Source organism: Streptomyces acidiscabies (assembly GCF_020010905.1).
Classification (GTDB): Bacteria; Actinomycetota; Actinomycetes; order Streptomycetales; family Streptomycetaceae; genus Streptomyces; species Streptomyces acidiscabies.
The window spans coordinates 5,077,785-5,092,009 of the sequence record NZ_JAGJBY010000001.1 but is presented as its reverse complement, the minus strand read 5'-3'; the positions used below and the strand labels follow the sequence as shown (position 1 = coordinate 5,092,009).

Sequence of the window (14,225 nt, the reverse complement as noted above, 5' to 3'; positions counted from 1 at the left end):
GGCCATGACGGCAGGCGTCGCCGTGGTGGGCATGGGCATCGCCGTCCCGGGGGCCGGTGACCCGGACGAGCTGTGGAAGCTGCTGCGCGGCGGCCGGCCCGTGTTCGGGGAACCGGCGGACCGCTATCCGCTGGACGCCTTCTGGTCGGCCGACCCGGCCGCCGAGGACCGCTGCTACACCCGTACCTCGGGTTTCCTGCACGACTTCCGGCCGCATCCCGTGCTCGCCGGGGAGATCGCGGCCGGTGTCCACGACGAGGCCGACCGCACCGCGCTGTGGCTGCGGCACTGCCTCCTCCAGGCGCGTACGGACGTCGCCGTCCGCGCCACCGACCGGTACGCCTACTACGTCGGCACCAGTTCCCTCATCGGCGACCGCGCCGAGCGCGCGGTCCTCGCCGAGGCGGTCGCCGGCCGGCACACCGACCCGAAGGCCGCGGACCGGCTGCGGTCCCTGGTGTACGGCGGTGGTCCGCCGCGCGACACCCTGCCGGACCGGATCGCGCGCAGCGCCGCGTCCGGACTGCTGCCCGCCGACTGCGAGTTCGCGGTCGTCGACGCCGCGTGCTCGTCGTCGCTGTACACGATCGGCCTCGGTGTCCTGGGGCTCCTCGACGGCTCCTGCGACCTCGCCGTCTGCGGCGGTGTGTCGGCGGTGACGCCCCGCTACAACGTGACCTTCGCGAAGCTGCGCGGGCTCAGTCCCGGGGAGGACGTCCGTGTCTTCGACGAGCGCGCCGACGGCACCCTGTTCTCCGACGGCGCGGGCGTCGTCGTCCTCAAGCTCCTGGAGCGGGCCGTCGAGGACGGTGATCCGGTGCTGGGGGTGCTGCTCGGGTTCGGCGGGTCGTCGGACGGCCGGGGTACGGCGATCTACGCGCCGAACCCGGTGGGGCAGAGCCGGTGTCTGGAGCGGGCCCGGCGGGCTGCGGGGGTGTCCGCCGACGACGTGGACTGGGTGCTCGCGCACGGGACGGGGACCTCGGTCGGGGACGCGGTCGAGCTGCGGACGCTGGCCGGCGCCACGGGCGCGGGCGGGGTGTGGTGCGGGTCGAACAAGTCGCTGCTGGGGCACAGCGCCTGGAGTTCCGGGGTGGTCTCGGTGATCGAGGCGCTGACGGCGCTGTGGGAGGGCGCGATCCCGGCGCAGGCCCGGTTCACCTCGTTCGGTGCGAGTGCGCCGTACGCGGACCGGGTGCGGGTGCCGGTCACCGACGTCCCGTGGCCCGAGGACCGGCGCAGGGCCCGTGTCGTGGGGGTCTCCGCCTTCGGGTTCGGGGGGACCAACGGGCATCTCCTGATCGCCGACCGGGCCGAGGTGCCTACGTCGCGTCCGGTGCCGGACGCCGATCCGGTGGTCGTGCTCGCCTGGACCGCGCATCTTCCCGGTGATCCGGGGCCCGGGGAGGTGGCGCGATGGCTGCGCGGTGGTGTGCTGCCGGGTCCGCGGACGTTCGGCGACCGGTATCCGGCGCCGCCGTTCCCGGACGTCCGGCTGCCGCCGCCGACCGTGCGGGCCACCGACGCGGGCCAGCTGATGGCGTTGCGGGTGACGGCGCTGTTCGGCGCCGAGCACGGCGAGCTGTGGGATCCGGTGCGGGCCACGACCGGGGTGGTCGCGGCGGCGTCCGGCCCTCAGCCGTCCGCGTCGGACAACCTCGTGCGCTGCCACGCCGCCGAGCTGGACGCGCTGCTGGAGGGCGCCGACCGGGCGGCGTTCGCCGAGTACGTCGCCGGGCTGCGGGCGGTGACCCCGCCGACGACGAAGGACACACTGCCGGGGATCCTGCCGAACGTCGTCGCGGCCCGTATCGCCAACCGGTACGACCTGGGCGGGGTCACGATGCTGGTGGACAGCGGGTTCACCGCCGTCCATGTCGCGGCCCGGCAACTGGCCCACGGTGAGCTGGACATGGCGCTCGTGCTGGGTGTCAGTGCCAACAGCCGCCCGGAGTTCGCGCGTTTCATGGGGCTCGGGGACGTCGCCGAGGGGGCGTTCCTGCTGGCGCTGGCCCGGGAGTCCGTGGCCCGTGCGCACGGCCTCGTTCCCCTCACCCGCCTCGGCAGTGCCTGGCAGCGCGCGCCCCGTCGGGCGCCTGTGGCCGGGGAGACGTTCGCCGCCGCCGACGGTGTCCTCGCGGTGCTGCGCGCCCTGCACGCGGACGCGGCCGAGACCTCGGTGGGACCGGCGGACGGCGAGCCGGGACCCGTGATCACCCTCCGCCGGCAGACAAGGAGCAGCCGATGAGCCGACTGCGTGCCGCCGCGGCGGCGGACGACCCCTTCGCCGTCGCCGCGTGCGACGTCCCGGACAGCTACCGGGCCGCCGTGACCCTCGCCGCCGACCAGCGCGCCCTCGCCCGTACGCCCGTCGAGCAGCGCGACCCCCGCAGGACGATCCATGTGCAGGAGGTCGCGACCCCTGAACTCGCGTACGACGAGGTGCTCGTCGCGACGATGGCCAGCTCGATCAACTACAACACCGTGTGGTCGGCGCTGTTCGCGCCCGTCCCGACCTTCCGGTTCCTGCGCACCCTCGGCAAGCTCTCGCCGGAGGGCGCGCGGCACGATCTGCCGTACCACGTCCTGGGCTCCGACCTGTCGGGGATCGTGCTGCGCACCGGGGCGGGGGTGCGGGAGTGGAAGCCGGGGGACGAGGTCGTCGCGCACTGTCTCCAGCCGGATCTCCAGACGCCGGGCGGGCACGACGACACGCTCCTCGATCCGGGGCAGCGGGTGTGGGGGTACGAGACGAACTTCGGCGGGCTCGCGGAGATCTCCCTCGTCAAGGCGAACCAGCTGATGCCGAAGCCGGGGCACCTCACGTGGGAGGAGGCGGCGTCGCTGGGGGTCGGACTGTCCACCGCGTACCGGCAGTTGGTGTCCCATCACGGGGCGGCGATGAAGCAGGGGCAGCGGGTGCTGATCTGGGGTGCGGCGGGCGGTGTCGGCGCGTACGCGACGCAGCTGGCCCTGAACGGCGGGGCGATCCCCGTCTGTGTCGTGTCGTCGCCGGCGAAGGCGGAGCTGTGCCGCCGGATGGGGGCCGAGCTGGTCGTGGACCGGGCGGCGGAGGACTTCGTGTTCTGGGACGAGGAGGAGCGGCCCCGGCTCAGCGAGTGGAGCCGGTTCCGGGGCGCGGTGCGCAAGCTGGCGGGGGACGACCCGGACATCGTCGTCGAGCATCCCGGGCGGGACACCTTCGGGGTGAGCGTCATGGTCGCGGCGCGCGGCGGGTGCGTGGTGACCTGTGCGTCGACGAGCGGCTACCAGCACACCTACGACAACCGTCACCTGTGGATGCACGTCAAGCGGATCGTCGGCTCGCACATGGCGAACTACAGCGAGGCGTGGGCCGCCAACGAGCTGGTCGTGCGCGGCAGTATTCACCCGGTGCTGTCGCGGACGTATCCCCTGGACGGCGTGGGGGAGGCGACGCACGCGGTCTCGTCGAACGTGCATCAGGGAAAGGTGGGTGTGCTCTGTCTGGCCGACCGGCCCGGGCTGGGGGTGCGTGATCCGGATCTGCGGGCCCGGAAACGGGAGCGGATAGATCTTTTCCAGGAGAGCGCGGTGCTCTGACGGCGTTTTCCGGGCCGGTCCGGAATTCGCCGTCGGCGTTATCGGTGTCGTAGGAGAAAATCCCGCGAGGCCTCTTGCCGGGTTTTCGTATTCTCGTTGTCGGAGGTTCGTGTGCGGTTTATCCCGGCGGTCGGCCGTCTCGCGGCTGCGATCCTGTCCTTGGCTGTTTTCTCGACGCCCGTCGCGCGCGCGGACAGCGATCTGTCACCGCCTCTGGAAACGCCGGTGGCCGAACTCGCGGCGGCGCTGCACTGTGAACCCGATGGCGGCGACGGTCCCACCGTCCTGTTTGTTCCGGCCACCGGCCTCACAGGGTACGAGAACTTCGCCTGGAACTATGCGGCCGAGCTGAAAAGGGCCGGGCATCCGTCATGTTGGGTCGATCCGCCGGGGCGTGGTCTGCGGGACATGCAGGAGTCCGTCGAGTACGTGGTGTACGCGGTGCGGGTGATCGAGGAGCGCACGGGCCGCAAGGTCGACCTGGTCGGGCACAGTCAGGGCGGGCTGCTGGTGGCGTGGGCGCTGCGGTTCTGGCCCGATCTGGCGGGGAAGGTGGACGACGCGGTGACGCTGGGTGCTCCGTTCCAGGGGACCCGGCTCGCGAGTGGATGTCTGCCGCTGGGCGGGGTGACGGGGTGTCCGGCGTCGGTGTTCCAGTTCGCGCGTGACTCGAACTGGTCGAGGGCGCTGACCGCGAACGGCACGCCGATGCCCGCCGGTCCCTCGTACACCACGGTCTATTCGACGGCGGACGAGTCGGTGGTGGCCGACGGAGGTCCCCCGGTGCTGCCGGGTGCCACGCGGATCGGGGTCCAGGACGTGTGTCCCGGGCGGCCGTGGCCGGGCCATGTCGCCATGGCGGTCGATCAGGTGAGCTACGACCTGGTCGCCGACGCGATCGGGCATCCGGGTCCGGCGGATGCGGCCCGGGTCGGTTCCGCGGACTGTGCGCGGCTGGTCATGCCGTTGAACACGGCGGAGGCGGTGGCGGCGCTGCCGGGTTTCCTGGCGTTCCCCGTCGAGATCCTGGTGCGCAGCAGGCCGTGGGCGGCCGAGGAGCCGCCGTTGCGGCCGTACGCGAGGTGAGCGGGGTCAGTCCAGGGGGACGACCGTGCGGTACTTGCCGCCGGGGGTCTGGTGGGGTGGTTCGTCGGCGCGTTCCACGGTGACGTCGTCGAGGCGGTTGTCGGCGAGGAGGCGGGTCAGCTCGTCGCGGGAGGTCCGCCAGACGGTGTCCGCGTCGGCGCCGGGGGCCGTCTCCAGGCGGACGCGCAGGGTGGTCGGGGCGGTCTGTTCGACCTGGAAGAGCTCGATGCCGGGGACCCGGTCGAAGAGGCTGCTCAGGGCGAGGGGGGAGAGGCGTACGTCGGCTCCCCGGCCGGTGGGGAAGGTGAGGATGTCGCCGGAGCGGCCTCGGACGCGGAGCGCGGGCAGGGGGCTGCCGCAGGGGCAGGGGTCGGGGCGGAGCATGACGCTGTCGCCGAGGTCGTAGCGGATGACCGGCTGGACGCGGTTGGCGAGGTTGGTGAGCAGCACGGTGTGGGAGAACTCGCCGGGCGGGGTGGGGCGGTGGTCGGCGTCGACGGGTTCGAGGACGGCCCAGTCGGCGTTGAGGTGGTACCAGCCGTCGGCGCAGGTGTAGCTGAGGTAGATGCACTCGGTGGCGCTGTACGCCATGTGTACGGGGGCGTGGAAGGCCCGGGCGATGCGGTCGGTGTCGGCGGTGGACAGGGTCTCGCCGGCGGGCTGGACGAGGACCGGGTCGAGGTGGAGGCGGCCGGCTTCCTGTTCGGCGGCGAGCAGCATGATCGTGCCGGCGGCGCCGATGACGAAGGCGGGCCGGTAGGCGTCGAGTTCGGCGGCCAGGCGCTCGGTCGGTTCGTGGACGGAGAAGGCGCGGACGAGTTTGCCGCGCAGGCCGCCTTCCCTGCGGGTGCGGGAGTAGCTCGCGTATCCGACGTAGTGGCCCTCGGTGGCGACGAGCTGGGCGAAACGGCCGCGGCGCAGGGCGGCCCTGGCGAGGTCGCGGGGGCCCAGCCAGGAGGTGAGGGCGGCGGAGAGGACCGCGGAGCCGACGTGCAGGCAGCGGTCGTCGAGGACGAACACGCCGCGTCGGCCGCTGGTGCCCGAGGTGGTGGCGACCAGGTAGCGGCCGAGGAAGCGGCGGCCGATCCGGTCGGGGTCGTCGGTGAAGGCGCGGACCTTGTCGGCGGTGATCTCGCGGTCGGTGGCCCAGTCGTCGAAGTGTTCGGTCAGCTCCTGTTTGCCGGTGACGGGGAGTGCTCGTGTGGTGGCGACGTGCTCGGGCAGGTGGCGGTACAGCTCGCGGTAGTACGGCGACGCGGAGCGGGCGTGGGCCACGGTCCGCGCCAGCCGTTCGCGCTGCCGGCGGGCGATGGCGTCCGGGCCCTGCCCGCGTGCCCGGCGGGCGTCCAGATCCAGCCACAGGGTGTTCTCTGTCATCGTCTCTCGCTCCTTCCCTGTTCCTTCGGGGAGTGGCGGGTACCCCTGCGGGGCGGCGGCGCACTGAACGGATCCGGCCACTTCCCACCCCTCCCATCCTTCACAGAACCTTCACACCCGGTCAGGCCGGGAGACGAACGCATCGCCATTCCCTCAATTCGACCCGGATCAATAGGCCAGAAAAGCCGACCGGTCACACGTCATTTATGACGGAAGGCCACTGGAATGTCTTATTCCGCCCAGTAGGACCCGGCACCTCGTTGCCGTTTGAACTGTGACCCTGCATGATGGTCGGTGCTTATTCGGCACCTGCCGCAACTGGTCGACGATGATCGACATGTGGCGGTTCCCTTGTCACTTATCCGGAGAAGGGAATAGTCTTGCCTGCCCCCTCGCCAAAAGATCTCCCGGACCTATGGATACGACGCTTCCGGCCGCACCCGGAACCCGAGGTACGCCTGGTCTGTTTCCCCCACGCCGGCGGTTCCGCCAGCTATTACCACGCCTTCGCACAGTCCCCCGCGCTCACCCCCGCGACGGAAATCCTCGCCGTCCAGTACCCCGGACGACAGGACCGGCGCAGAGAGCCCCTCATCGACAACGTCCCCGAACTCGCCGACCGCGTCACCACCGCGCTCGCCCCCTACCTCGACCGTCCGCTCGCCCTCTTCGGACACAGCATGGGCGCCGCCCTCGCCTTCGAGGTCGCCCACCGGATCCCCGCACCCGACCGGCTCTTCGTGTCCGGACGCCGCGCACCGTCCCGCTTCCACCCCGGCACCGTCCACCTCCTCGACGACACCGGCCTCGCCGCCGAACTCCGCCGCGCCGGCGGCACCAACCCGGTCTTCCTCGACGACGAGGAACTCCTCGCCGACATCCTCCCGATCGTCCGCAACGACTACCGGGCGACCGAGACGTATCGGTGGACCCCCTCACCACCGCTCCGCTGCCCGGTCACCGCCCTCGTCGGCGACAGCGACCCCCAGGCCCCCCGCGACGACGTCGCCGCCTGGCGCGAGCACACCACGGGACCCTTCGACCTCAGGGTCCTGCCCGGCGGCCACTTCTACCTCGACAGCCGCCGCCACGAGGTGACCGACATCGTCGCGAAGGCCCTCACCCGTTCCGAAGCCGTGAGGGGGAGCCGCCAGTGAGGTACGAGATCCTGGGCCCCCTCCGCATCGTCGACGACAACAAGTACTCCACGATCAACGCGCGCAAGGTCGAGATCGTGCTCTCCGTCCTCCTCATCAGAGCCGACCAGGTCGTCTCCCTGGACCAGCTCATGCTGGAGCTGTGGGGCGAGGACCTGCCCCGGCGCGCCACCGCCGGACTGCACGTGTACATCTCCCAGCTCCGCAAGCTCCTCCGGTCCCGGTGCAGCGGAGACAGTCACGTCGAGACCCGCGCGCCGGGCTACGTCCTGCGCACGGGGCACGACGAGATCGACGCCCACCTCTTCCCTCAACTCGTCGACAGAGGAAGGTCGTTGCTCCGGGAGGAACGCCTCGACCGGGCCGCCGCCCAGTTCGAGACGGCGCTCGGCCTGTGGCGCGGACCGGCCCTCGGGCACGGCGGCAGCGGACCCGCGGCCAACGGCCCCATCATCGACGGGTTCACCACCTGGCTGGCCGAAGTCCGGCTGGAGTGCCAGGAGATGCTCGCCGAATGCCGGCTCCGGCTCGGCCGCCACCGCGAGGCCGTGGGCATGCTCTACGCCCTCACCGCCGAGAACCCCATGCGTGAATCGTTCTACCGCCAGCTCATGCTGGCCCTCTACCGCTCCGAGCGGCAGGCCGACGCCCTCAAGGTCTACCAGTCGGTCCGCAAGACCCTCAACGACGAACTGGGCCTGGAGCCAGGACGCCCGCTCCAGGACCTCCAGCGCGCCATCCTCGCCGGAGACCGGCGCCTCATGGCGACGCCGGTCGTGTCCGGTCGCTGACCGCGGCTCCGCACATCACGCGCCGCGCGGTGTGCGGAGCCGCGGCACGCTCAGAACGCGCACCTGACCTGCTTGATGCCCTCGATGAAGCTGGAGTCCAGGCGGTGCGGCTGCCCCACGGCGCGGATCTCCGGCAGCGCGGCGAGCAGTTCCCGGTACAGCACCGTGATCTCCAGCCGGGCGAGGTGGGCGCCGAGACAGACGTGCGGGCCGACCGCGCCGAACGTCAGGTGCGCGTTCGATCCGCGCGTGATGTCGAAGCGGTACGGGTCGGGGAAGACGCTCGCGTCCCGGTTCGCCGACCAGTAGAACAGGAAGAGCCGGTCGCCCTTGCGGAACCGGTGCCCGTTCATCTCGCAGTCCCGGGCCGCGACCCGCCGCATCCAGTTGATGGGCGTGGAGACCCTGAGGACCTCCTCCACCGCTCCCTTCGCGTACCGGTCGAAGTCCGCGAGGAGCAGCCGCCGTTGCTCAGGGTGCTCGGTCAGCAGGACCAGCGCGTGCGAGATCGCGTTGCGGGTGGTCTCCATGCCGGCGATGACGAGCAGGATGAAGAACGACACGAGTTCCTGCCGGTTCAGGTACTCGCCGTCCGCCTGCACCCGCACCAGCTTCGTGATCACGTCGGCGCGCGGGTGGGCGAGCCGGTCCTCACGGAGCTGGGCGATGTAGTCGCCCAGCCGGCGCGACGCCTCGACGACCGCTTCCCCGCCGGCGGGTTCCACGATCTTGTTGGACAGGTCGAAGAGGAGGTCGTGGTCCTCCTCGGGCAGGCCCATCATGTCGCCGAGCACGGCGATCGGCATCTCCGCGGCGACGGGCCGTACGAAGTCACCCGGCCCGCGCTCCACCAGGTCACGGATGATGCCGCGGGCGATCCGGGTGGCCCGCGCCTCCAGTTCGGGGACCGTCGCGCGGCCGAAGGAGGCGGAGACGATACGCCGGAGCCGGGCGTGCTCCGGATTGTCCATGTTGATCATCGAGCCGTAGTACTCGTCCAGCTCCGGCGGCATCCCCACGATGCTGGTCGCACCCTGCGAGGAGAAGTCCTGCGGGCGTCGGCTCACCTCGACGATGTCGGCGTACTTCACCAGCGCCCGGTAGCCGAGCGCCCACGGCACCCCGGGCAACTGCTGCCGGACGAACGCCGGCTGCGGCAGCGCCCGCAACTCCTCGAACAGCGCCACGCGTTCGTCGTAGGGCCGGGCCCAGAACGAGGGGTCGACCAGGTCGGGCACCGTGGCCGCCGACGTGCTCTCCGTGAGGGACATCGCGTCTCGTCTCCCATCGTCCGAACCGACCACCGCACCCTCACACCGACCGCTTAAGCGCCGCTAAGACACCGCGCGCCGGACGACAGCCGGGTTTTACGAGTCTTAGAGGCGCTTTAGCGGCGTCGACAACTCTGCCGTCAGACAGGCCCCACCTGCCCTGAGCAGAGGATCGGGATGGCGCACACCGAAGAGAAGCTCCTGGAGTACCTCAAGCGGGTCACAGCCGACCTGCGGCGTACGGAACACCGGCTGCACGACCTCGAAGCGGCGGGCCACGAGCCGATCGCGGTCATCGGCATGGCCTGCCGACTGCCGGGCGGCATCCGCTCCCCCGAGGACCTGTGGGACCTGGTCGCCACGGGCGGGGACGCCGTCACTCCCCTGCCCGGCGACCGCGACTGGGACCTCGACGCGCTCTACGACCCCGACCCCGAGTCCACCGGCACCAGCTACGTCCGTGAAGGCGGCTTCGTCCAGGACGTCGGCGGCTTCGACGCGGCGTTCTTCGGCATCGGCCCCAGCGAGGCCCTCACCATGGCCCCCCAGCAGCGGCTCGCCCTGGAGACGGCGTGGGAGGCCATCGAACGCGCCGGCATCGACCCGCTGACCCTGCGCGGCAGCGACACGAGCACCTTCATCGGCTGCGACGGCCTCGACTACGCGTTCGGCGACGTCGAGGTCCCCGACGGCACGACCGGCTACCTCACCATCGGCAACTCCGGCAGCGTCACCTCCGGACGCGTCGCCTACACCCTCGGCCTCGAAGGCCCGGCGGTCACGGTCGACACCGCGTGCTCGTCCTCGCTCGTCTCCCTTCACCTCGCCGTACGGTCGCTGCGCACCGAGGAATGCGCGCTGGCCCTCGCGGGCGGCACGTACGTCATGGCCACACCCGCGCCGCTGATCGGCTTCAGCGAACTGCGCGGCCTCGCACCCGACGGACGGTGCAAACCGTTCTCCGCGCACAGCGACGGCATGGGGATGGCCGAGGGAACCGGCGTACTCCTCCTCGAACGCCTCTCCGACGCCCGGCGCAACGGGCACGACGTCCTCGCCGTGATCCGGGGATCGGCGGTGAACCAGGACGGCGCCTCGAACGGGCTCACCGCACCCAACGGGCCCTCCCAGGAACGCGTCATCCGGGCGGCGCTGGCCGATGCCGGGCTGTCTCCCGAGGACATCGACGCCGTCGAGGCACACGGCACCGGGACCGTCCTCGGCGACCCCATCGAGGCGGGGGCTCTCATCGCCGCCTACGGACGGGGGCGGCCTGCCGAACGGCCCCTGTGGGTCGGTGCCGTGAAGTCCAACATCGGGCATACGCAGATCGCGGCGGGGGTTGCCGGGGTGATCAAGACGGTGCTGGCGCTTCAGCACGAGGTGCTGCCGCCGATCCTCCATGTCGGGGTGCCTTCGGGGCATGTGGAGTGGGACGGGAGTGGGGTGCGGTTGCTCACGGAGGGGGTGGAGTGGGGGCGTGGGGAGCGGGTTCGACGGGCTGGGGTGTCGTCGTTCGGGTTCTCGGGGACTAATGCGCATCTGATTCTTGAGGAGGCGCCTTCGGTTGAGGGGGCGGGGGTGTCGGGTGGTGAGGTGTCGGGGGTGGTGCCGTGGGTGGTGTCGGCGCGGAGTTCGGGGGCGTTGGGTGCAGGTGCGGCGGGTGGGGGAGTTGGAGGCTTCGGCGGTCGAAGTGGGGTGGTCGCTGGTTACGGCGCGGTCGGTGTTCGAGCACCGGGCCGTGATCGTGGACGGGGACATGGTGTCGGGGGTGGCCGGGGACATTGGCCCCGGGCCGGTGCTGGTGTTTCCCGGGCAGGGGTCGCAGTGGGTGGGGATGGGGGCCCAACTCCTGGACGAGTCGCCGGTGTTCGCAGATCGGATCGCGGAGTGCGAGCAGGCCCTTGCGCCTCATGTGGGCTGGTCGCTGACTGAAGTGCTGCGGGACGGCAGGGAGTTGGACCGCGTCGATGTGGTTCAGCCGGTCCTCTGGGCGGTGATGGTCTCCCTTGCCGCCGTCTGGGAGGGTTATGGCGTTCGTCCTGCCGCAGTGATTGGGCATTCACAGGGTGAGATAGCAGCCGCCTGTGTTGCGGGGGTGCTGTCGCTCCAGGACGCGGCGAGGATCGTCGCCGTCCGCAGTGATGCGCTCCGGCAGCTCCAGGGCCGGGGAGACATGGCCTCGATCGGCACCGGCCCGGACGAGGTGCGTGCGCTCATCGGCGACGAGCGGCCCGGCGTGTCCGTCGCCGTCGTCAACAGTGCCTCCTCGACGGTGATCTCGGGGCCGCCCGCCGAGGTGGCGGCGGTGGTGTCCGAGGCTGAGGCGCGCGGACTGAGGGCACGCCTCATCGACGTCGGCTACGCCTCTCACAATGCTCAAATAGACGAACTCGCAGGACAGTTGGAGGAACGGCTCTCCGGCGTCCGCCCGGTCGCGGTCTCCGACGTGGCGTTCTACTCGACCGTCACCGCAGGCCGTATCGACACCGATGCTCTGACTGCGGAGTACTGGGTGACCAACCTCCGTGAACAGGTGCGTTTCGCCGAGACGCTGGAGGCGCTCCAGGCCGACGGCTACCACCTGTTCATCGAGGCCAGCCCCCACCCGGTCCTGGTCCTGCCGATGGAGGAGACCATCGAGGCCGGGACCGTCGTCCCGACCCTCCGCCGCGATCAAGGGGGTACGAAACAACTCACCCTCGCCGCAGCCCAGGCCTTCACCGCAGGCGCCGACATCAACTGGCGACGCTGGTTCCCCACACCACAACACCCCATCGACCTCCCCACCTACCCCTTTCAACACCACCACTACTGGCTCAAGCGCACCCGCCCCCACCCACCAACCCCCGGCGCCCAACCCACCGCCTCCGAAGCTCAGTTGTGGCGCGCTGTCGAGGAGCGGGATCTCGGACTGCTCTCTCAGACCCTGGGACCCGAGGAAGGCAGTGAGGAAGCCGTCCAGGCTCTGGCACCCGCGTTGCCCGTGCTCGGGAGCTGGCGTCGTCGGCATCAGGAGCAGGCGACCATCGACTCGTGGCGCTACCACGTGACGTGGACGCACGTCCCGGACAGCGGTTCGCCCGAACTCGGCGGTGACTGGCTGCTGTTCGTGTCCGCCGGGCAGGCCGAGCACCCGGCGGTGCAGGCTGTCTTCGACGCGTTGACGAAACACGGCGCGGCCGACGTACGGCTCTGCTCCGTCGAGCCTCGTACGGATCTCGCGCCGGTGCGGACAGACGGGCTCGCCGGGATCGTCAACCTGCTTGCCCTGGACGAGGATCCGCACCCCGACCATCCAGCCGTACCCTCCGGGCTCGCCGCGACCATCGCTCTCGTCCAGGCGCTCGGCGATACGGGCGTCCCCCTGTACACCGTCACCCAGGGTGCCGTCTCGACGAGTGCCGCCGATCCGCTCGGTCGCCCCGTGCAGGCTCAGGTCTGGGGGCTCGGGCGGGTTGCCGCGTTGGAGTATCCGCGCCTGTGGGGTGGGCTCGTGGATCTGCCGGCACGGATCGACCACCGGACGTTGCCCCGGCTCGCCGCCGCTCTGTCGCCGCAGGACGAGGACCAGATCGCGGTCCGCTCCGACGGTGTCCACGTACGCCGGCTCGCTCACGCCGACCCGGTTGGGATCGAGGCGAGTTGGCGGCCCGAGGGCACGACTCTCATCACCGGTGGCACGGGCGGCATCGGCGCCGTGCTGGCCCGCTGGCTCGCCCACCAAGGCGCACCCCACCTCCACCTCACCAGCAGGCGAGGCCCCGACGCCCCCGGCGCCCACCAACTCACCACCGAACTCACCGACTTGGGCACCCACGTCACCGTAACCGCCTGCGACGTCAGCAACCGCCAACAACTCCGCGACCTCATCGACACCCACCCACCCACCGCGATCATCCACGCCGCCGGGGCCGCTGATCTCACTCCCATCGGGGAGTTGACGGCCGCGCATCTGGGGGGCGTGCTCGGGGCGAAAGCTCATGCGGCCTGGAATCTGCATGAGTTGACTCGGGGGCTGGATCTCTCGGCGTTCGTGATGTTCTCGTCGGGGGCTGCTGTGTGGGGCAGTGGGCAGCAGGGGGCGTACGGTGCCGCCAATCATTTCCTCGACGCGCTCGCCGAGCATCGGCGTGCGCAGGGGCTGGCGGCCACTTCTGTCGCGTGGGGGCCTTGGGCGGAGGCCGGGATGTCGGCGGGTGAGGAGTCGTTGGCGTACTTCAAGCGGTTCGGGCTGTTGCCGCTCGGTTCGGAGTTGTGCGTCAAGGCGCTGCATCAGGCGATCAGTTCGGGGCGGCCCACGCTGACCGTCGCCGACTTCGACTGGGCGCGGTTCACCCCGACGTTCACCGCGCAGCGGCCCAGTCCCTTCCTCGCCGATCTGCCGGAGAACCGGCGGGCGGCCGAGGGGGGCGGGTCCGATGCCGAACTCAGCGCGTTCCGGGCCGAGTTGGAGAAGACGCCTGCGGCTCAGCGGCAGGACTTCCTGGTGCGGCAGGTGCGGGCGTACGCGGCGGCGACGCTCGGGCGGGCGGTGGAGGAGGTGCCCGCGGTCAAGCCGTTCCAGGAGCTGGGGTTCGATTCGCTGACCGCCGTGCAGTTGCGCAACCAGCTCAACTCCGCGACCGGGCTGGCGCTGCCGCCCACGGTCGTCTTCGACCATCCGACGTCCGAGGCGCTCGCGACGTATCTGCGCGAGCAGCTCGGCGTGGAGGGCGAGGCCGGTGAGGGGCAGGTGCTCACCGCGCTCGACAAGTGGGCCACGGCGTACGACGCGGCCGGGTTGGACGAGGCGGCCCGGCGGCGGGTCGTGGGCCGGTTGCGGGCGCTCGTCTCGAAGTGGAGCCCCGCAGCAGACGGGTCCGAGAACGGCGGCCACGACGACCTGGAGAAGGCGAGCGCGGACGACATCTTCGACCTCATCTCCAGCGAGTTCGGGAAGTCCTGAGCACTTTTCCACC

The 14,225-nt window shown here is 71.2% G+C and carries 9 protein-coding genes; 7 read left to right on the top strand and 2 right to left on the bottom strand.

Features of this window, described 5'->3' with window-relative positions:
• The first annotated feature begins 4 nt into the window (after positions 1-4).
• The 3 genes from J8M50_RS23100 to J8M50_RS23090 all read left to right on the top strand — a co-directional run bounded on the left by J8M50_RS23100 (position 5) and on the right by J8M50_RS23090 (position 4,668).
• Positions 5-2,248 (top strand): beta-ketoacyl [acyl carrier protein] synthase domain-containing protein, encoded by a 2,244-nt coding sequence (locus tag J8M50_RS23100; RefSeq protein WP_010356017.1) that lies wholly within the window; start codon positions 5-7, stop codon positions 2,246-2,248.
• Complete coding sequence (gene ccrA, locus J8M50_RS23095; protein ID WP_010356019.1) at positions 2,245-3,582, top strand: crotonyl-CoA carboxylase/reductase; 1,338 nt, start codon at positions 2,245-2,247, stop codon at positions 3,580-3,582. The genes J8M50_RS23100 and ccrA overlap by 4 nt, the downstream gene beginning before the upstream one ends.
• 159 nt (positions 3,583-3,741) lie before the next feature.
• Complete coding sequence (locus J8M50_RS23090) at positions 3,742-4,668, top strand: esterase/lipase family protein (RefSeq protein ID WP_141655607.1); 927 nt, start codon at positions 3,742-3,744, stop codon at positions 4,666-4,668.
• Between the two features lie 6 nt (positions 4,669-4,674).
• On the opposite strand, the gene J8M50_RS23085 is transcribed toward J8M50_RS23090, so the two are convergent.
• Positions 4,675-6,045 (bottom strand): phenylacetate--CoA ligase family protein, encoded by a 1,371-nt coding sequence (locus J8M50_RS23085; RefSeq protein ID WP_010356023.1) that lies wholly within the window; start codon positions 6,043-6,045, stop codon positions 4,675-4,677.
• A gap of 380 nt (positions 6,046-6,425) precedes the next feature.
• On the opposite strand from J8M50_RS23085, the gene J8M50_RS23080 reads away from it, so the two are divergent.
• Together J8M50_RS23080 and J8M50_RS23075 are read left to right on the top strand one after the other, a co-directional pair.
• On the top strand, positions 6,426-7,202 hold the full coding sequence (locus J8M50_RS23080; RefSeq protein ID WP_010356025.1) for a thioesterase II family protein: 777 nt from the start codon (positions 6,426-6,428) through the stop codon (positions 7,200-7,202).
• Positions 7,199-7,993, top strand: a complete 795-nt coding sequence (locus tag J8M50_RS23075; RefSeq protein ID WP_010356027.1) for an AfsR/SARP family transcriptional regulator — start codon at positions 7,199-7,201, stop codon at positions 7,991-7,993. The genes J8M50_RS23080 and J8M50_RS23075 overlap by 4 nt, the downstream gene beginning before the upstream one ends.
• Positions 7,994-8,043: 50 nt before the next feature.
• On the opposite strand, the gene J8M50_RS23070 is transcribed toward J8M50_RS23075, so the two are convergent.
• Complete coding sequence (locus J8M50_RS23070; RefSeq protein WP_010356029.1) at positions 8,044-9,264, bottom strand: cytochrome P450; 1,221 nt, start codon at positions 9,262-9,264, stop codon at positions 8,044-8,046.
• Between the two features lie 177 nt (positions 9,265-9,441).
• On the opposite strand from J8M50_RS23070, the gene J8M50_RS23065 reads away from it, so the two are divergent.
• Together J8M50_RS23065 and J8M50_RS23060 are read left to right on the top strand one after the other, a co-directional pair.
• Positions 9,442-11,199, top strand: coding sequence for a type I polyketide synthase (locus J8M50_RS23065; protein WP_263303544.1), 1,758 nt, complete (start codon positions 9,442-9,444; stop codon positions 11,197-11,199).
• Positions 11,102-14,212 (top strand): SDR family NAD(P)-dependent oxidoreductase, encoded by a 3,111-nt coding sequence (locus J8M50_RS23060; protein ID WP_233450431.1) that lies wholly within the window; start codon positions 11,102-11,104, stop codon positions 14,210-14,212. The genes J8M50_RS23065 and J8M50_RS23060 overlap by 98 nt, the downstream gene beginning before the upstream one ends.
• Positions 14,213-14,225: the final 13 nt, after the last annotated feature.

Excerpts from the sequence above, each read along its gene's own strand:
- J8M50_RS23100 (WP_010356017.1), top strand. The coding sequence starts at position 5 with ATGACGGCAGGCGTCGCCGTGGTGGGCATGGGCATCGCCGTCCCGGGG.
- ccrA (WP_010356019.1), top strand. The coding sequence starts at position 2,245 with ATGAGCCGACTGCGTGCCGCCGCGGCGGCGGACGACCCCTTCGCCGTC.
- J8M50_RS23085 (WP_010356023.1), bottom strand. The coding sequence starts at position 6,045 with ATGACAGAGAACACCCTGTGGCTGGATCTGGACGCCCGCCGGGCACGC.
- J8M50_RS23070 (WP_010356029.1), bottom strand. The coding sequence starts at position 9,264 with ATGTCCCTCACGGAGAGCACGTCGGCGGCCACGGTGCCCGACCTGGTC.
- J8M50_RS23065 (WP_263303544.1), top strand. The coding sequence starts at position 9,442 with ATGGCGCACACCGAAGAGAAGCTCCTGGAGTACCTCAAGCGGGTCACA.
- J8M50_RS23060 (WP_233450431.1), top strand. The coding sequence starts at position 11,102 with ATGGGGGCCCAACTCCTGGACGAGTCGCCGGTGTTCGCAGATCGGATC.